Here is an 18,296-nt window from a genome sequence, read left to right as displayed (position 1 = left end):
TCACTCCCAATGTTGTTCCCATTGTTTTTCTTCTTCGATTACACGTAACTCTTCCGGCGTAATCAAGAATAACTCCATCTGGTGTTTTCGTTTAGCCCCTTCGACGAGAAAACGAGGGCTTCCCCCCGTCTCTTCGTCATACAGCGTGATTAATCCTGCTGCTTTGTCCAAAAAGAAGGCGGTTTTTGCGCGCAATTGGCTCGGGTCCTCGTACGGACGTTGGGTCAGCGGTTCAAAAAAGTCAGCCTCGAGCTGCAAGCGGATGAACAGTTCTTGTTCAAACGGCTTGTACTTCTCTTCCATCTGTAAAAAAGGTGGAAACACGGCAATTTTGATTGGATAAGATTCTCTTAACTCTAACAATACTTCTCCAGCCCACAATTCACAACCGTTCGTGCCACTAAAGATGAACCATTCGGCCCCAAGCTCGATCGCTTCCATTATTTTTCGCTCGTAAGCTTCTTTGATGATATCGATGCCAGGATGGTCGGCTTTGAAGATGCCGAGCTCATGTGGACGATATCCTGTGATGGCGACAACTTTCATGACCGCTTCCTTTCTAACCGATTCATCCGGTGACGGAGTGCCCGCATCTCGGTCAAGGCGGTCTGTCGAAGCACCGTCTCTTTCCGTTCCGAGAGCGTCAGCGCCTGCTCGGTGAACGTGATGGCTCGGTTGATGTCTTTTTGATGATGTTCGGCATATTTCGCCAACTCGACGAATGCCTCGACCGTACCGACCTGTTCGAACAGCGGCAACGCCTGCTCCATCTGGCCGGTCCGTTTTAACAGCAGGGCTTGACGCATCAAGGCACGTTTCGTCGGTTGTTCAAGCCGCTCATATTCTTGAAGCGCCGCCTCGGCGTTACCGAGATCGTTCAACCAGTGGGCCCGCTCTTCGCCGAACGGCGTCTCATCGGCTTCGACGAGATGACAGAGCCGTTTATAAAGTGAGACGAGACTCAAACAGTCGGCATGGTGGTGTTCGATGACGGGCTGGATGATATCCGGTTCCCGTTCTTTCACGTATTGAAAATAGTGCATCGGCGCCAAAAAGCCAGGCATGTCGTCCGTCCGGGCATGACCGAAGTGGGCCTCGACCGCTTTGAGCGAGACCGATTCAAGTGTCGGTTTCAACAGACGACGTGAGGCATGCAACAAATCGACGTGGCCGACGGCCGGGAGCGCCTTCACTTTCGAACGGACAAACGTATGCCTTGTTTTGATTTGGGGCCAGTCGAACGACTTGCCGTTATACGTCACGAAACGAACCTCGTCGCCGATGTCATTCAAGAAGTGATAGTAGAACGCCGTCTCGAACGCCGGGTGCGGCAACACGTACTGAATCATCTCCAGATGATCGTCTTGGAAGCGCGCGAAGCCGATTAAAAAGATTGAGGTGCCGGAGCCGCGAAGCCCGGTCGTCTCGGTGTCCATGAACAATACCTGTTCAGATGGCACATCGACTTGAAAGAACGGATGGGTCGATGTTGCGAGCGAGGCTTTCGCCTCTGCGAACGTATAGTCATGATACGTCTCATCGAGTGGATAAATCTGTTTCAAGCGGACGCACCACTCTTGTTCGAACGTCAAAATCTCTCCGCCGCGCTCGCGCCACTTCGCCTGTTCAACGTCGTCCGGCGTCACGGTCACCTGTTTCGGTTCATTCGTTTTAATGAGTCGTGATAGTTTTGCTTTCATATCGTTCCTTTCAATGCTTGCAACTGTCTGACGACCTGCTGTTTAAAGTCACCGTAGCCGATCATTCCGACACAGCGCGGACAACCGCTCTCGCACGGACAATCGTCGACCGTTCGAATGGCCGCATCCAAGACCTCATCGGCGTCGCGATAAAGTGCTTCGCTCAGCCCGATGCCGCCCGGATAGCGGTCATATAAATAAACGGTCGGTTTATTCGTATGGGTCGCTTTCATTTGAATCGTCGTGAACAGATCGAGCGTGTCACACATCAAATAGAGCGGGGCCAGGCGTCGCAACAGATCGCTGACCGCCTCGAGCTGGTCTTCCATGTCGGCTTCCGAGTAGGCGAACCGTTCGTCGAGCGTGAACCATGTCGCGGTCGTATGAAGTTCCCGCTCTGGCAAGTGAATCGGTCCGGAACCGATATTCTCATGCGTCCCGAACTTGATTTTTTTGAACAGGGTCGCCATCGCGATGACCGACACTTCCCCGAACGTCTTCACGCCGGTCGTCTTGTTCTCTTCCAACACTTTCAGTTCGACTGCCAAATTGGCGTCCGTATAGTAGTCGACGTCGACGCGTCGGACGTACGCTTTCTTCTCTTCGAAGTCGAGACGTTCGACTTGATACTGTTCGGCGCCATGTAAATAGATGGCTTCGTCGTGGAGCAACGTCATCGCGCTGAACGTATCCATCTCACCGATGACTTGGTTCTTCGCGGTTTGATCGACGATGACGACGTTCTCTTGGTCACTCGTCCGAAGCGAGATGTCATGGGCCGGGAACGCATCGGTCATCCAATAATATTTATCGGCCCGTTCGTGCAAGATGTGGGCGTCCGTCAAGAAATCGAGAATCTCTTCCGTCTCGACCGTGCCGAACCGCTCCCCTTTCTGGAAAGGCAGTTCGAAGGCGGCACATTTCATATGGTCGACGAGGATGATTAAATTGTTCGGGTCGAGACGAGCCGCTTCCGGAGACCGGTCTAAAATCAAATCGGGTTGTTCGACGACGAGTTGGTCGAGCGATGACGATGAGGCGACGAAGATGACGAGCGCCTCGGAATGACGGCGTCCGGCCCGGCCGGCTTGTTGCCACATCGAGGCGACCGTTCCCGGATAGCCGTTCAGTACACACGCTTGCAATTGGCCGATATCGACGCCGAGTTCAAGCGCATTCGTCGAGACGACGGCCTTAATCTCCCCGTTACGGAGCCGACGCTCGATTTCGCGACGCTCCGACGGCAAGTAACCGCCTCGGTACCCGACAATCGATTTTGGACCGAGCTCGCGCCGCGTCAATTCTTGTAAATACGTCAACAACACCTCGACCCTGACACGTGAGCGGGCGAAGACGATCGTCTGGATGTCCGCCTCGACCAATTTCGAGGCGATGCGCTTCGTCTCGAGCGTCGCGCTCCGGCGAATGCCGAGCGCTTCATTGACGACGGGCGGGTTATAGAAAATCAAATGCTTCTTGCCTTGTGGCGCCCCGTTATTGTCGACGAAGACGACGTCTTCTTCCGTCAACAGTTCAGCCAGCTCGACCGGGTTGGCAATCGTCGCCGACGTCATAATCCATTTCGGATGACTCCCGTAATAGGCGCAAATCCGTTTCAGGCGGCGGAAGACGTTGGCGACATGGCTACCGAACACGCCGCGATACGTATGAAGCTCATCGACGACGATATACTCCAAATTCTCGAACAAGCGAATCCATTTCGTATGATGCGGCAAGATGCCGGAATGCAGCATATCTGGATTCGTGATGACGATATTGCCGGCGTCCCGTACTTTCGTTCGGGCTGCCGGTGCCGTGTCGCCATCATAGGTGAAGCAACGCAAGTCGCCCTCGAGCGCTTCGACCATCTCCATCAAATCGCTGTTTTGGTCTTGCGCGAGCGCCTTCGTCGGATACAAATAGAGCGCCCGGGCGTTCGGTTGTTCAATCATTTTAGACAGGACGGGCAGATTGTAACAGAGCGTCTTCCCGGATGCGGTCGGTGTGACGATGACCGTCGAGTTCCCACGCGACGTCTGCTCGATTGCTTCGGCTTGATGGGTGTACAGTTGTTCGATTCCCCGGCCATGCAGCACTCGGACAAGATCTGGCGGCACACTCGACGGAATCGATGCGTAGCGGGCCGGTTTCGCCTCGACCGTATGCCAATGTGTCACGTTTTGAGAAAAGCCCGGGTCGGTCTTGAGTGTATGGATCATTTCTTCCACGGAACGTTTTTTCCGCATGAGGTTCACCTTCTTTATGATTTCGAAGGTGCGAGTCGCTCCACGATTGCTTTCACTTCGCCGATCCGTTCATCGCGTACGAGCCGATGGACAGCAGGTAAACGCAGCACATCCATTTCTTTGAAGGAGCCGGCAACATGTCCATTCTCTTCTTCGAGTCTAATGATCGCATCGTCATACAACCGTTGCGTCGACCGTCCGAACAAGACGATGGTATGTAGCTTCGTGCATTTCGAATGAACGGCTTGCAAGTGTTTCGTGTAACGCTGCACCGCTTTATGATAATCTTCATGCGTCGCGAGCGCTTGACGCTTGCCCCGCAGAAGTTCTGGATAGAATGTTTCGTCGCCGAGGAACATCGTCTCGACGCCGATTCGTTTCAAATAAGGATGGCCACTGGCTTCGGCCACAGCTTGATCATCAATCAAACGTCCGAACGGAATCGACTCCTCGACGAGCAATCGGCTCATTTTCAAGCCGTTGATACCGTGTAACGGAATACCTAAATCATCGTCTTGCAGTCGGTCGATCACAAACAACACTTTCATCTTGCGTTTCAGTGAGAGTTGTACCATGTGTCACCATCCTATTCGCTTTCTTTTCATTATAGCAAACGAAACAGAAAAACAGGGCGCTGATGTCGCCCTGTTTCCTGTGAGTCGGTTTTAGTCACGACCACCGTTGCCATTCCCGTTGCCGTTACCCTGGCCATTCGAGTCTGTCGATTGACGGCTGACGTCTCCGTTCGAATCCGCTTCCCCATCAGTCTCATCGGCTGGTGGTTCTTCTTCGGTCGGTGGTTCCGTATTCTCGTCTTCGGTGTTCGTGTCGTTGCCGTTATTCTCATTGTTTTCGCTGTTTTCATTATTCTCGTTATTGCCGTTGTTCTCAGTATTTTCGCCATCGGTCGGTTCGCCTTCCTCTTCAGGCGGCGTCTCTTCCGTGGCTGGCTCTTCTTCCTCTTCGGCCGGAGGCTCTTCGCCTCGTTCGACCGTGTAAGACGTTTGGAGCGGGCTCGATTGTTGATCGCCGACGAGCGCATTCGTCGCGTTGGCGACAATCGTGAACGTCGTCTGCCCTTCCGCCAGACCGGCGATGGCGATGCTCGTGTCTTCGGTCGTCCCGACGACACGTTCGCTACCGTCCGGACGTGTCTCCGTCACGGTGAACGAAAGACCTTGATAGCCAGCGGCTTGTACCCCTTGTGTGTCATACGACCACGAGAGTGTGCCTGTCTCTCCTGGCACATCATAGTCAATCGATGCGCCGGTCGGAGCGGCCAATTTATCCGGCTGTAAATCTTTCGGTTTCGTCCCTTTGACGTACAACTCGTTGCCGAGCGAGAGCACCGACTCCGGTTGCTGGAAGCGGTCCGGTTGTCCCGTCGCATTCGTCACTTCTTGCATCATATACTCGAAGTAGTATTGGGCGTAGTTCGGATCCATCACCGATGCAGGTGTGGCACTTGAACGGCCCGACCATACTGAAATCGAGTAATCGGTCGTATAGCCGGTGAACCATTTGTCCATGTCCTTGTTCGTCGTCCCGGTCTTACCGGCGACGTCCCATGGGAACGCGCCCGGCTCATACGTCCCGTTCGAACCGCTGACGACGTCACGGAGCATATCCGTCAACATGTACGCCGTATAGTCTTCCATCGCCTGTTTCGCCTTGATTGGCGAATTGATGGTTGAGCCGTCATTGAACTCGATTTTTTGAATCAAGTGCGGCTTCGTATACATCCCGTTCGTCCCGAGCGCGGCGTAAGCGGCCGCCATTTGTGTCGTGCTCGCCTCGGCGGCACCGAGCGCGTTCGAGGCGTTCATCTCGTCGCCTGACATTGAAGGTTCGATGCCGACGTTCTCGACGAACGACTGGATTGCCTCTTGACCGAACTCGTCGCGAACTTCATAGAAGGCACGGACGGCCGGGGTGTTACCCGAAATCGTCAAGTAATAGCGCATCGTGTTGGCGCCACGATAATCACCGTAGTAGTTTTGTGGATTGTATTCATCTTCTTCGAACGCTTTATCAATCAACACTTTTCCCGTCGACCATTGCGCGTTCTCAATCCCTGGACCGTAATCGAAGAACGGCTTCGCCGTGGAACCGATTTGGCGTTTCTCACGCGAATAGTCGCGATAGTTCTTATCGCCTTGTTTCGCTTGTTCGCTGTCAATGACGGCGACGATTTCACCCGTCTTCGTATTCAACACCGTCGCTCCCATACGAAGATCTTCTGGGAACTCACTTGTTGGAAGGTTGACGTTATCGTTCTTAATGTCGCTATTGAACTTCGTGTGCAACTCTTTATTGATTGACGTGTATACTTTCAAGCCCGTCCCGTAAATATCGGCCTGCTCGAGACCGTAGTCTTCCTCGAGCTCGGCTTGGACGCGGGCGTAAATCGAACGTGTATACGACTCTTCTTCAGACTGGGCGCCTGGTGAGATGATATCCGCAATCTCGACGTCGAGCGCCTCATTGTATTGTTCTTCCGTGATGTGACCGTCACGCTTCATCGAAGAGAGCACTTGCTCTTGACGGTAACGCGTGAGCTCTTGGTCACCACTGATTGGGTCATAGGCGCTCGGACGTTGCGGGAGACCGGCCAAGATGGCCGCCTCTTGATAGTTCACTTCCGAGACCGGCTTATTGAAGTATGTCTTCGAAGCCGCTTGGACACCCCATGCCCCTGAACCGTAATAGTTCTTGTTCAAGTACATTTCTAAAATCTGTTCTTTCGTGTACTCGCGCTCAAGTTTGATGGCGAGCCACTGCTCTTGCAGTTTCCGTTTCAACTTTTTATCCGTTGATAAGAACGACTGCTTGACGAGCTGTTGCGTGATCGTCGAACCACCTTCGGCCCCGAAGCCGTCGGTCACGTTCGCGAGCACGGCGCCGCCGATGCGACGCAAGTCGACCCCGTTATGCTCATAGAAACGACGGTCCTCAATCGAGATGACCGCTTGTTGCATCACTTCCGAGATATCGTCAATCGAGACGTACTCGCGAATCTGTCCGTTCTCTTCGAGCGGTTCACCTTCAGCCGATAGCAGCTGAATCGGGTACGTATCGACCAATTTCTCTTCATCGAGCGGTGGTGCTGTCGCGATCGCATACGCGGTGTATGCGCCGCCGGCGATGACGCCGATGATGAATAAAATCCCTAAAATCGTTATTATGCGTCGAAACTTCGATTTCTTCGCTTTTGGTTTCGGCTTTTTGGCCGCTGGTTTACGTTTATTGGTCGTCGTGTCTTGTCGACGTGCCATCCGACTTCGTTCCATTCACGCTTCACTCCTTCTATTTCAATCGAGCCATGCTTCAATCGCCGTCAAATAATCGATGGCCGGCATCGCCCGGGTTGGAACTTCAATTGCTTCTTGCTCGATATAGGAGAGCGGAATCGACTTGCGTCCTGATTCGCGCTGTTCCCACCAGACTAATAATTGCTCCGTTGATAACACATATTGCGTATTATAGCGGCTAAACCGAATGATGACAAAACAAATCCCTCCATGTCGTTCACACTCGCGCATGTGATGGATTTGGTGGTCGTGGAAGTTTCCGAGCGGAAACGACGTTTTATTGTTCGTCTCTTTCGCCTCGAAATCGATATACTTGCCGCGATACACCCCATTATAATCGGTCGTCGATGCTTGCTTGAAATACGCCTCGGTCACTTTCGCCGCGCTCCGTTTCGGATAATCGACTTTCACGATTTGCAGCGGCGTCGGTTTCTTATGGATGACCGCCCGGCTGTGGAGCCGATAAAACTCGTTCGTGTCGTTCAGCAGCGTCTCGAGGTTCATGCCTCGGTTCGCATACGTCTGCGGATTCGATCGGGCCGGCCCAGCCGAAGGTTGCGGCTTTTTTCCGTTTGGATAATGGAACAATGTCGTCACCCCTAATATCTAGTTTAACAGGTTCGCCCAGCCGTTCCTTCCGTCTGAAGTCTGATTGTCGAGTTCTGTCGCTCGACTCCTGTGTGGATTTTCCGCAATCCATATCGTACCAAACTCCCGTATGTTAAACTAGTATGTAGTGCATTGTGTAGTCAAATTGACACGACCTTGTTACGGAGAAGCTATTTATTTTTCTGAAATAAGTCTTCTACTTATTAGCCATAATCAGGGCGGATTAAACGCAGATTGACGGAAGTTTCTAAAAAGTGTGCAATAAATAGTGTAAACCAAGGTTGATAAACAATTAGCAGGCCCGCTTTTATAAGCAGTAGAGCCATGGTTGGAGGAGTAAGATGGAAACACAAAAGAAGTATGTCATGTTCGTCGATGAGACGGGAACGCCAAAGGGGAACACGCAATTCAATCTGACCGGCGTATTGATGGAATATAAATATGCGATTGATGCCGACGAGGCCGGCATGCCTTGCGAATTGAAACGTCGGTTACACGCCTTCAAACGTGACGTGTTCAAGACAGAAAATATCCCGCTCCATTTAAAAGAGATTTTAAAAGCCGAGCATCCGTACGGGAAAGAAGACGGCATCACGATCGATATGCTTCGTGATTTCTGGAACAAGTTGCCTGATTTCTTGCGCGATATCGACTGTACGATCGTCAGCGTCGAGGTCGATAAACAAAAGCTCCATGACTTCTACTCGACACCGAAAGACCCGTACGTCGTCGCATTCGCTCACTTGATGAAGTCGTTCTATGCGTTTTTGGAAGAGACGGAAGCCGTCAGCGCCCGCGTCGTCTTGGAGTCACGGGATGACTATCAGAACTTGCTCATCCAAAAAGCGTTCTTCGATATCTTCAATTCGGGGACGGTCCATCTCGACGTCGAGAAGAGCCGTCAAAAAATCAAAGGCTTCATCTTTTCAGAGAAGCAGAACACGGTGTATCAGTCGGGTCTCGAAATCGCTGACCTCGTCTGCCTCCCGCTCTCGCGCGTGCGTCGCGGCGTCATCGAAGTAAAACCACGGTTCGTCCATTATGGGGATGAGAACCGCATCTTCAAAGCCATCAAGGACAAGATTTACATTCGTAAAGAAAGTCCTGACCAAGATTTCCGCAACTGGGGATTCAAAAAAGTACCGATTACGAAAAAGCGCCGCGAATGGAGCGACCATCCGTGGAATCACTAAAAACTGCCTTGCCGATCATCATTCGGCAAGGCAGTTTTTATGTTCGGCGCAAGCCCGGGAGCGTCTCCCGCAAACGAATGAGCGCGTTGAGGCCGGCCAAAAACGGGATCACGGCCACCAATCCGATTGCCCAGCCAATGGACAAGACATCGGTCAACAGCCCGGCGAATATAGCCCCGAACGCATAGCCACTGTCGCGCCAAAAACGATAGACGCCCATCGCCGAGGCGCGCCACGAAGGTTCGGCGACGTCACTGATTGAGGCTTGGAGCGTCGGATAGACCATCGCCGTCCCGATGCCAAGCATGACCGCTGCGAACACCCATTGCCAATAGTCGGTCATGACGAGAATCGCCCATAGCGAGCCGGCCTGAACCCACATCCCTACGACAATCAACCCTTTTCGTCCGATGCGGTCGCTCCACACACCGGTGAACAGTTGAAAGAAGCCCCATGCCGCGGGATAGAGCGCCACGATAAGCCCGATCTCCGCGAGACTCAGCCCTTGGGCAGCAAAATAAATCGGGAACAAGCCCCATGCCATGCCGTCCTTCAAATTGGTCGACAGACCGGCTACCGTCAGGCTCGAGAGCGAACGATCTCTCCACGTCGTCGCCAGGAATACCTGTTTCGGCGAACGTGTCTTTTCAGGTTGACCTATAGACTGAAGCTGTAATTGTTTCGTCGTATCGCGGACGAACAACGATAACGTGAGACCGATCAAGGCGACGACTACACCGATATAGAACGGTTCCGGCCGACTGCCGTATGTGACGGCGACCATCCCGGACACCGCCGCCATCACGGCGACGCCGATATAACCCGCGAACTCATTCAGTCCGACCGCCAGTCCCCGCTCCGTCGGTTTGGCCAAATCAATTTTCATATTGACCGTCATCGACCACGTCAGCCCTTGGTTGACCCCAAGCAAGACGTTCGCCACGATAATCACCCACCAAGCCGATGCCGATATGACGAACACGGGAACAAGGAGCCCGATTGCCCAACCGAAGATAAGCACTTTTTTGCGACCGTATCGGTCGGCGATGGCTCCTGCGAAGTAATTGACGACCGCCTTCGAGAATCCGAAGCTGATGATGAACGAGAGTGCCGCACTCGTCGAGATGAGACCAAAATCCTCTTCTCCGATAATAGGCAAGATCGTCCGCTCAAGCCCTACCATCGATCCGACAAAGAAGTTTGTCACGACGAGCAGTATAAAATTGAATCGATTTTCTCGGACGCCGATACGTGGTTGATTCATATACATCCTCCTTGCCAACTGGTTGCTGGATTGAGTATATCAAAAAATACCCCCGTACGTATAAAAAGCGTCTTCCCGATCTCGTGATCAGGAAGACGCTTCCGTTCATTGTCCAGTCGCTTGCTTGGACTTCATTCGTTTCTTTCCTTCACGGCACATATCGAGCAGCGGACATGTCTCGCAAGCAGGACGTTGCGCTTTGCAGTGATAGCGGCCGAAGAAGATGAACTGGTGATGGAGCTGTGACCATTCTTCGCGCGGGAACTTCTTCATGAGCGTGTCCTCGACTTGACGGACGTTATCTTTCCAACGACAGATGCCGAGACGTTTCGAGACGCGCTCGACGTGCGTGTCGACGGCGAATGCCGGTTCGTGAAACGCGACCGACAAGACGACGTTCGCCGTCTTCCGTCCGACGCCAGGCAACGCCTCGAGCGATTCACGGTCGGACGGGACGATCCCGTCGTGACGTTCCACGATTTGCATCGAGAGCGCCTTCACGTTTTTCGCCTTGTTCCGATAGAGACCGATGCGCTTGATTAACGCCTCGATGTCGGCGACGTCAGCCGCAGCCATCGATTCGACGGAAGGATAGGCCTCGAACAGACCAGGCGTCACTTTGTTGACGAGTGCATCGGTCGCCTGCGCCGATAACGCCACGGCCACGACAAGCTCGAACGGATTACGGTGCGTCAACTCACAGTGGGCGTCCGGGAACATGCGACGCATCGTGTCAGACACTTCGGTCAATTGGGCTCTCGTCAACATCACTTTTTCCTCCGTTGATAATCGACGAGGTCCTCGAGTGACTCGACGTTGTGGTCTTGCCACACTCTGAGAATCTTGTCCATATATTTAAAGTTGCGTACGTTGCGAAGCTTTGCTTCCCGAAGCGCGGCCATAATCAGCTCTTCACTGAAGCCGTCCTCGGTCAACCAACCGACAATCTGTTCGATCTCGAACGGGGTGATCGTCCCGAACTCGCGCTCAAACGTATGAATGATGTTCTCATTTAACGAATGAGCCGATTTTTCAGGTGTCGCCCCTTCTTCGAGTGCAAGGAACAACGGAAGCAGACTGTATCGTTCAACCTCGGTCGACGCATCGATGGCGATCAACTCTTTTTGGAGCAAGCCGAGCAAGACGGAACGAGCCTCGCTCTCGGCCACGTTCATCCGGTCTCCGAGTTCGCTCGGAAGCGGCATCTCAATGCCTTCCCCCGTCATCTCAAGCAAGTGGATGACGAGATTGAACTCGACCGGACTCAAGTTGAGGCGACGCGCCTCCGTGAACAATTTTCTCGGAACGACGACTGGATTTTGTTCGAACAGCTTGATTAGATTATGTGCATCCATGTCGCACATCCTTTCTAGACAAATCAATCGGGGAAGACGAAGTCATCCCCGATTGGCGATTATGGGTGAATGCGGTTCAAGAGGCGTGGGAACGGAATCGCTTCGCGGATATGCTCAATCCCGCTAATCCAGGCGACCGTACGCTCAAGGCCAAGACCGAAGCCAGAGTGCGGGACCGATCCGTATTTGCGGAGTTCGAGGTACCAGTCGTACGCGTCCGTCTCATCGAGACCTTCTTTGATGATTTCTTCTTTCAACCGGTCGTAATCGTCTTCACGTTGCGAACCGCCGATAATCTCGCCGTAGCCTTCCGGTGCGATCAAGTCGGCACAGAGGACGAGTTCCGGGTTTTCCGGATCGACTTTCATATAGAACGGCTTGATGTCTTTCGGCCAATGTGTGATGAACACCGGGAGGTCATGCGCGTTGGCGATGGCCGTCTCGTGCGGGGCACCGAAATCGTCGCCGTACTCGATGTCGTCGAAGCCTTCGTCTTTCAAGAACTTGATCGCATCGGTGTAACGGACACGCGGGAACGGTGCTTGGACTTTCTCAAGTTTCGACAAGTCGCGTCCGAGCAGTTCCAATTCGTTGCGGCAGTTCTCGAGCGCCGATTTGGCGATATACGAGACGTAGCGCTCTTGGAGCTCGAGGCTCATGTCGTGGTCGAAGAATGCCATCTCCGGCTCGATCATCCAGAACTCGATCAAGTGGCGGCGCGTCTTCGATTTCTCGGCCCGGAACGTCGGTCCGAACGAGAATACTTTGCCAAGTGCCATCGCGGCAGCTTCCATGTATAGCTGGCCCGTTTGTGACAAGTAGGCCGGTTGTCCGAAGTAATCTGTCTCGAACAACTCAGTCGTGCCTTCCGGTGCACTCGACGTGATGATTGGTGGATCGATTTTCACGAAACCTTCTTGGTTGTAGAACTCATACGTCGCCCGAATCAATTCGTTACGAACTTTCATGATCGCGTGCTGGCGACGCGAACGGAGCCAAAGGTGACGGTTGTCCATCAAGAACTCGGTGCCGTGCTCTTTCGGTGTGATCGGATAGTCGATCGATTCCGCGATCACTTCCATCGCCGTCACTTCGAGCTCGAAGCCGAGCGGCGTGCGTCCGCCGTCCGATTTGACCGTACCCGTGACCCAGACCGAAGTTTCTTGCGTCACGCCTTTAGCGAGCGCGAACAACTCTTCGGCTACATCGGCTTTGACGACGACGGCTTGAGCGAAACCGCTCCCGTCACGAAGTTGAAGGAAAGCGATCTTTCCACTCGAACGTTTGTTGGCGATCCAGGCTCCGACGCGGACCGTCTGGCCTTCGTAATCTTTAAATTGGCTGATTGAAATTGTTGTCATATCCATATCCATCCTTTCGCTTATCGAGCGTTACGTGTAATGAAGTCTTCTACTCGATCGAGCGCTTCTAATACCCGTTTCAATTCTGTTGCATAAGACAAGCGGACGTAGTCGTCCTGTCCGAAACCTGAGCCTGGGACGAGGGCGACGAACGCTTCGCCGAGCACGGCCTCACACCATGCGTCGACCGAGTCGTATCCGCTCATCGATGCCGCCTCTTTGGCGTTGGCATATAAGTAAAATGCGCCTTGCGGCTTCAAGCATGTGATGCCTGGGATGGCAATCAAACGCTCATAAACGATCTCGAGTCGTTCTGCGAATGAGACACGCATCATTTCGACATCGTCTTGTGGCCCGTTATACGCTTCGACCGCCGCCGCTTGGGCGATTGACGTCGGGTTCGATGTCGAGTGCGATGCGAGGTTCGTCATCGCCTCGATAATCGTCTTATCGCCGACCGCATAACCGATGCGCCATCCGGTCATCGCGTGTGACTTCGAGACGCCGTTGATGATGATCGTCCGCTCCAACATCCCTGGAAGCGTCGCGATCGAGACGAACTCCGCATCGCCGTAGACGAGTTTCTCATAAATCTCGTCACTGACGACGAGCAAGTCGTGTCGTTTGATGACGTCCGCGAGTGCCGACAGCTCGGCCTCGGTATAAATCATACCGGTCGGGTTCGACGGACTGTTCAAGATGACCGCTTTCGTCCAATCCGTGATGGCCGCTTCGAGCAACTCTGGCGTCAATTTGAACATCGTCGACTCGTTCGTATCGACGTAGACCGGGACACCGTCCGCGAGCTTCACTTGCTCCGGATAGCTGACCCAGTACGGTACCGGGATGATGACCTCGTCGCCTTCATCTAAAATCGCTTGGAACAATGTATAGAGGGCATGCTTCGCACCTGAGGCGACCATGACCTCCGCACGCGTGAACGTCAAGTTGCTGTCGCGCTTCGTCTTCTCGATGATCGCGTCTTTCAATTCGACCGTCCCGCCTGATGGCGTATACTTCGTGTCACCATCGCGCGCGGCCTGACAGGCTGCCTCGATGATGCGTTCCGGCGTATTGAAATCCGGTTCCCCGGCGCCGAGGCCGATGACGTCTTGTCCCGAAGCCTTTAACGCTTTCGCTTTCGCTGTGATGGCGAGTGTCGTTGAAGGTGTCAACTGCTTTACACGTTGTGCCAATAGATGTTCCACAAAAACTCCCCCTTGGTTTCGTTACGAGTCCGTCAATTGGACCCGTCGAATAAATTCGCCCGCTTGGAGCGTATAATACGAATACGTATACGATGCGCCCGATTTCGTCACGACCTCAATCAAGGCCCGTTCGTCGAACCCGTATTTACAGCTGACGAGTGACCCGCCCGTTTCTGCGACCGATTCGGCACAGACTTGATCGAGGTCGACCGACGCGATGTCACGCGTCACAATCGGCAACTTGTCATCGACTGGCACGAACTGGACTTGATCCGTCTCCTCGAAGACGACGTACGGTTCCGTCCCATTGTACAGCTCGGCCCGTTCGATGTTGACGGACGGTTGCTCGGTCTCGAGACGCTCGCGTGCCGCCTCGATCATCTTGTCTTTCGTGCGCTCGGTGTGACCGACCGTGAACCAATAGATGCCACTAAATACGATGACGACACCGATGAGTGCCGTCATGAACGCAACCACTACTTTGGTCTTCCGTGTCATTCCGTCCGATAGATGGTGAACACCATCTCTTCTTTCTTCGGATCATTCACTTTTTTCTCTAAAGCAAGACCGAACATTAAATCTTGGCCCTTCAACGTGCGGTTCAACAAGTCGACAATTTTGTATACATCTGCCGTCGGCTCGATTCGAACCGTCGCCAACGTCTCGATATTCGAATTCATGATTACTCCTCCTTCAAAAAACACTATACCCATTATTATAAAACGATAATATCACGATGCCTAGCGTTATCTCTGATTTCCTAGGCCGGTCTTTTCTTTCTCGTCTAAAAACAGCTCCAGTTCGGCGAGTGCGGTCTCGAGCGGGCCGTCGATTCGGTCGACGGCCGGCAAACTGTTGATGAACTGCTTCCCATAACGGGTCGTCTCGACACGACGGTCGAAGACGAAGATGGCGCCGTAATCCTCTTTCGAGCGAATCAGACGGCCGACCCCTTGTTTGAAGCGGATGACCGCTTGTGGGAGTGACAGCTCGAAGAATGACGATTTGCCTGTCGCCTCGATTTTCTCGGACCGCGCCTGCATGACCGGTTGGTCGGGCGGGGCGAACGGGAGTCGCACGATAATGAGGCAAGTGAGTGCCTCGCCCGGAATGTCGACGCCTTCCCAGAAGCTGGCCGTCCCGAATAAAATCGATTGGTCGATGCGCTTGAATTGTTTCGTCAAACGGCTACGTGATCCGCCGCTGACGCCTTGGGCGAGGAGCGTATAGCCCTCATCAAGCTGGTCTTTGACGGCCTCGTGCGTCAACCGCAACAGTTCGTTCGATGTGAACAAGACGAGCATCCGTCCTTTCGTCACATTGGCGATTTGGGCAATCGAGCCTGCAATCTGTTCGACGAACCGCGGCAACGGAACCTCGTTGATGAGCGGGATGTCGGATGGCACGAACAGTTTCGCTTGTTTCTTGAAATCAAACGGTGACGCCAGGACGACGCGACGGACATCCTCGCCGTCGAGGCCGAGACGGCGTTCGATGAATCCGAATCGGCCCGAAACGGTCATCGTCGCCGACGTCAAGACGGTCGGACGCTTGGCGAACAGTCGTTCATGCAAGAGCGGACCGATTTCGACCGGTTGCGTATACACCGAAGTCAACTTACGGTTGGCCAGGTTGAGTTCGACCCAACTGACAGCATCGTCATCCCGCGTGAGCATCGTTTCGTAGAGCACGCTCTCGATATCGCGCACGTCCCCGATGAACGCCTTCAAATCCCCGAGCACGGCCCGTTGTTTGAACGTCATATGTTCTTTATGCTCATCGAGAAGCCGATGCAGTTGCCGGAGCGTCGTCCGGAGTGTCCGCAGACGGTCTTCGAGTCGCTTCGCCACTTCCCGAATCGGACGGAACGGCTCCCCTTCCCGCTCGAAGCGGACGGTTTGACGTTGCTCCCGCTTTTTACCGAGCGACTGGAGCGCCGTGAGCAAATCGTTCAGTTCATCGTCGACGCGCGCGAGCGCTTGATCGGTCGCCTTGCTGAACGCCTCGGCTTCTTCCGCGACGGCCGTCAAATCAGCGAGTCCGAGCACGCGTGAATGGAACTTGCCATCGGCGCCGTAACCGAACCACTTGAACAAGCGGTCGAACTGAATCGCGTCGAACGTCACACCGAAGTGATGCGACGCGACTTCCTCGACTTGATGGGCCTCATCTAAGATGAGCGGCGTATCGATCGGAAGAATCCCGGCCTGATGCTGCAAATCAGAGAACAATAAGGCGTGGTTCGTCACGATGATATCGGCCTCTTTCGAGCGCAAGACGGCCCGGGTGAAGAAGTCCCGGCTATACCACGGGTCGAAACGGCCGAAGTCCGAGGCCGCGTCGGCTTGGATGAGCCGTTTGAACGAGGCCGGCCCTTGTGACGCCGCGCCTGGTAGCGACAACTCTTCCAAGTCGCCTGTCACGGTCTCGGTCAACCAGACGAGTACCATCGCCTTGCACATCGCTGGGAGCAAGCCTTCGTTCGCCTCTTCGAGAATCATCTCGAACTTGCGGAGGTCGATGTAATTGCGTCTCCCTTTCAACAACGTGAATTCGACTTCAGGGAAAATCGCTTTTAAAATCGGCAAATCTCGATTCAACAGCTGTTCCTGCAATTGAATCGTATGTGTGCTGACGACGACCGGTCGTTTCGTCTCGAGCGCGTGATGTGCGCTCGGAATCAAATACGCTAACGTTTTTCCGGTCCCTGTTCCCGCCTCGATTAACAGTGTCGCTTCGTCATCGAGCGCTTTATAGACGTGGCGCATCATCTCGAATTGACTTTGACGCGGCTCGAATTGCCCGAACAATGCCGGGAGCGTCTCTTCAATCGTCCGGTGAAGGAACGGCTCGAACGGCTCGCGTTCGACGGCGGGTTCGAACGTGTCGACGAGACGTCTCAGTGCGATTTTCCGATGAATATCGTACGTCGTCTCGTCGTCGGCTCGAATCCCGACTTGAATGATCAACTCATCGAGCAGCGGCTCGACGTTGCTCGTCCACGATTCGGACAACCGCCGCAATTGTTTCAGCGTGACGAGCGGTAACGCGCGCAACCGCTCGACCAAACGAACGAACAGTTCAGCCGTTGCCTCGGCGTCGCTCAGCGCGCGGTGCGCGTCGGTGTGGACGAGGTTGAACGTCTCGGCGAGCGACTCGAGCGCGTGGCTCTCGAGCGTCGGGTATAGAATCCGTGCCAGCTCGACCGTGTCGATGGCCCGGCCCTGGAACGGGATATACCCGGCCAACTCTAAGCTTTCATTCAAAAAATTCAAATCAAACGATACGTTATGGGCGACAAAAATCCGCCCGTCTAGCATCTTCCATATATCTGGGATCACTTCCTCAAACGTCGGGGCTTCCGCCACGTCTTGATTCGTGATCGTCGTCAACTGCGTGATAAAAGGCGGGATCGGGCGACTCGGACGAATCAAGGTACTGTAGCGCTCAATCACTTCACTCCCTTGAACGACCACCGCCGCAAATTCAATCAATTCGTCGCCGGACTTGACGGAATGACCAGTCGTCTCCAAATCCACTATCACATAGGTGTCCATAACATCCATCCCATCTTCGGCACGCTCGTGCTTTCTGTCTGTCTCATCTTACCATAGAACGATACACGAAAAAACGGGGATGCCTCTCGCGGACATCCCCGTTCGTCTTATAAAATCGTATGGGCGATTTCTTCGTATAGAAGTTGATCGATCTCGTTTCGCTCGTTCAAGACGGCGACTTTCGGACGATGTTGTTTCGCTTCCTCGGCCGTCATTTGACCGTACGCCATGATGATGACGACGTCCCCGACTTGGAAGTGACGGGCCGCAGCCCCGTTCAAACAGACGACGCCTGAGCCTCGTTCGCCCTTGATGACGTACGTCTCGATGCGAGCCCCGTTATGGTTGTTCGTGATGTGGACATGCTCGTTCTCCATGATCCCGACCGCATCCATTAAATCTTCATCGATCGTGATCGAGCCGACGTAATGTAAGTTCGCCTCGGTGACGGTCGCCTTGTGTAGTTTTGCGTGCATAAATGTTCGAATCATT

16 protein-coding genes are annotated in these 18,296 nt (G+C 53.7%); 1 reads left to right on the top strand and 15 read right to left on the bottom strand.

The window, feature by feature from the left end; all coding sequences use genetic code 11:
* The 6 genes from KNP84_RS07710 to recU all read right to left on the bottom strand — a co-directional run bounded on the left by KNP84_RS07710 (position 1) and on the right by recU (position 7,854).
* Positions 1–546 carry an SLOG family protein gene (locus KNP84_RS07710; protein WP_021067236.1) on the bottom strand — a complete coding sequence of 182 codons (546 nt, stop codon included), beginning with the start codon at positions 544–546 and terminating at the stop codon, positions 1–3.
* Complete coding sequence (locus KNP84_RS07705) at positions 543–1,700, bottom strand: ribonuclease H-like domain-containing protein (RefSeq protein ID WP_215114556.1); 1,158 nt, start codon at positions 1,698–1,700, stop codon at positions 543–545. The genes KNP84_RS07710 and KNP84_RS07705 overlap by 4 nt, the downstream gene beginning before the upstream one ends.
* Positions 1,697–3,946 carry a DEAD/DEAH box helicase gene (locus KNP84_RS07700; protein WP_215114555.1) on the bottom strand — a complete coding sequence of 750 codons (2,250 nt, stop codon included), beginning with the start codon at positions 3,944–3,946 and terminating at the stop codon, positions 1,697–1,699. The genes KNP84_RS07705 and KNP84_RS07700 overlap by 4 nt, the downstream gene beginning before the upstream one ends.
* A gap of 14 nt (positions 3,947–3,960) precedes the next feature.
* Positions 3,961–4,521, bottom strand: a complete 561-nt coding sequence (locus tag KNP84_RS07695) for a hypothetical protein (RefSeq protein ID WP_251131180.1) — start codon at positions 4,519–4,521, stop codon at positions 3,961–3,963.
* Between the two features lie 90 nt (positions 4,522–4,611).
* Entirely contained in the window at positions 4,612–7,221 is a 2,610-nt protein-coding gene (locus KNP84_RS07690; RefSeq protein ID WP_251131179.1) for a transglycosylase domain-containing protein, read from the bottom strand.
* A 36-nt stretch (positions 7,222–7,257) separates the two neighbouring features.
* The gene (gene recU / locus KNP84_RS07685; RefSeq protein WP_029595649.1) at positions 7,258–7,854 is read right to left on the bottom strand and encodes a Holliday junction resolvase RecU; all 597 of its coding nucleotides are present in this window, start codon (positions 7,852–7,854) and stop codon (positions 7,258–7,260) included.
* A gap of 353 nt (positions 7,855–8,207) precedes the next feature.
* On the opposite strand from recU, the gene KNP84_RS07680 reads away from it, so the two are divergent.
* Positions 8,208–9,059 (top strand): DUF3800 domain-containing protein, encoded by an 852-nt coding sequence (locus KNP84_RS07680; RefSeq protein ID WP_021067230.1) that lies wholly within the window; start codon positions 8,208–8,210, stop codon positions 9,057–9,059.
* Between the two features lie 37 nt (positions 9,060–9,096).
* Here KNP84_RS07680 and KNP84_RS07675 read toward each other — a convergent pair whose 3' ends face one another.
* The 9 genes from KNP84_RS07675 to panD form a co-directional block, all read right to left on the bottom strand.
* Positions 9,097–10,323 carry an MFS transporter gene (locus KNP84_RS07675; RefSeq protein ID WP_215114553.1) on the bottom strand — a complete coding sequence of 409 codons (1,227 nt, stop codon included), beginning with the start codon at positions 10,321–10,323 and terminating at the stop codon, positions 9,097–9,099.
* 105 nt (positions 10,324–10,428) lie between these two features.
* Positions 10,429–11,091, bottom strand: coding sequence for an endonuclease III (nth, locus tag KNP84_RS07670; RefSeq protein WP_215114552.1), 663 nt, complete (start codon positions 11,089–11,091; stop codon positions 10,429–10,431).
* On the bottom strand, positions 11,091–11,678 hold the full coding sequence (locus KNP84_RS07665; protein WP_021067227.1) for a DnaD domain-containing protein: 588 nt from the start codon (positions 11,676–11,678) through the stop codon (positions 11,091–11,093). Before KNP84_RS07665 ends, nth begins: the two co-directional genes overlap by 1 nt.
* A 59-nt stretch (positions 11,679–11,737) precedes the next feature.
* Positions 11,738–13,039, bottom strand: coding sequence for an asparagine--tRNA ligase (asnS, locus tag KNP84_RS07660; protein WP_215114551.1), 1,302 nt, complete (start codon positions 13,037–13,039; stop codon positions 11,738–11,740).
* Positions 13,040–13,059: 20 nt separating this feature from the next.
* Positions 13,060–14,247: a pyridoxal phosphate-dependent aminotransferase gene (locus KNP84_RS07655; protein ID WP_215114550.1), complete on the bottom strand. Its 1,188-nt coding sequence runs from the start codon at positions 14,245–14,247 to the stop codon at positions 13,060–13,062.
* A 21-nt stretch (positions 14,248–14,268) separates the two neighbouring features.
* Complete coding sequence (locus tag KNP84_RS07650; protein ID WP_021067224.1) at positions 14,269–14,745, bottom strand: hypothetical protein; 477 nt, start codon at positions 14,743–14,745, stop codon at positions 14,269–14,271.
* The gene (locus KNP84_RS07645; RefSeq protein WP_021067223.1) at positions 14,742–14,927 is read right to left on the bottom strand and encodes a YpmA family protein; all 186 of its coding nucleotides are present in this window, start codon (positions 14,925–14,927) and stop codon (positions 14,742–14,744) included. Before KNP84_RS07645 ends, KNP84_RS07650 begins: the two co-directional genes overlap by 4 nt.
* Positions 14,928–14,993: 66 nt before the next feature.
* Complete coding sequence (gene dinG, locus KNP84_RS07640) at positions 14,994–17,804, bottom strand: ATP-dependent DNA helicase DinG (RefSeq protein WP_215114549.1); 2,811 nt, start codon at positions 17,802–17,804, stop codon at positions 14,994–14,996.
* 107 nt (positions 17,805–17,911) lie between these two features.
* The gene (gene panD, locus KNP84_RS07635; RefSeq protein WP_021067221.1) at positions 17,912–18,295 is read right to left on the bottom strand and encodes an aspartate 1-decarboxylase; all 384 of its coding nucleotides are present in this window, start codon (positions 18,293–18,295) and stop codon (positions 17,912–17,914) included.
* Position 18,296: the final 1 nt, after the last annotated feature.

This window comes from Exiguobacterium sp. s70, assembly GCF_018618315.1.
In the GTDB taxonomy this organism is placed as follows: domain Bacteria; phylum Bacillota; class Bacilli; order Exiguobacteriales; family Exiguobacteriaceae; genus Exiguobacterium; species Exiguobacterium chiriqhucha.
This window is presented reverse-complemented; position numbering and strand designations above follow the sequence as displayed.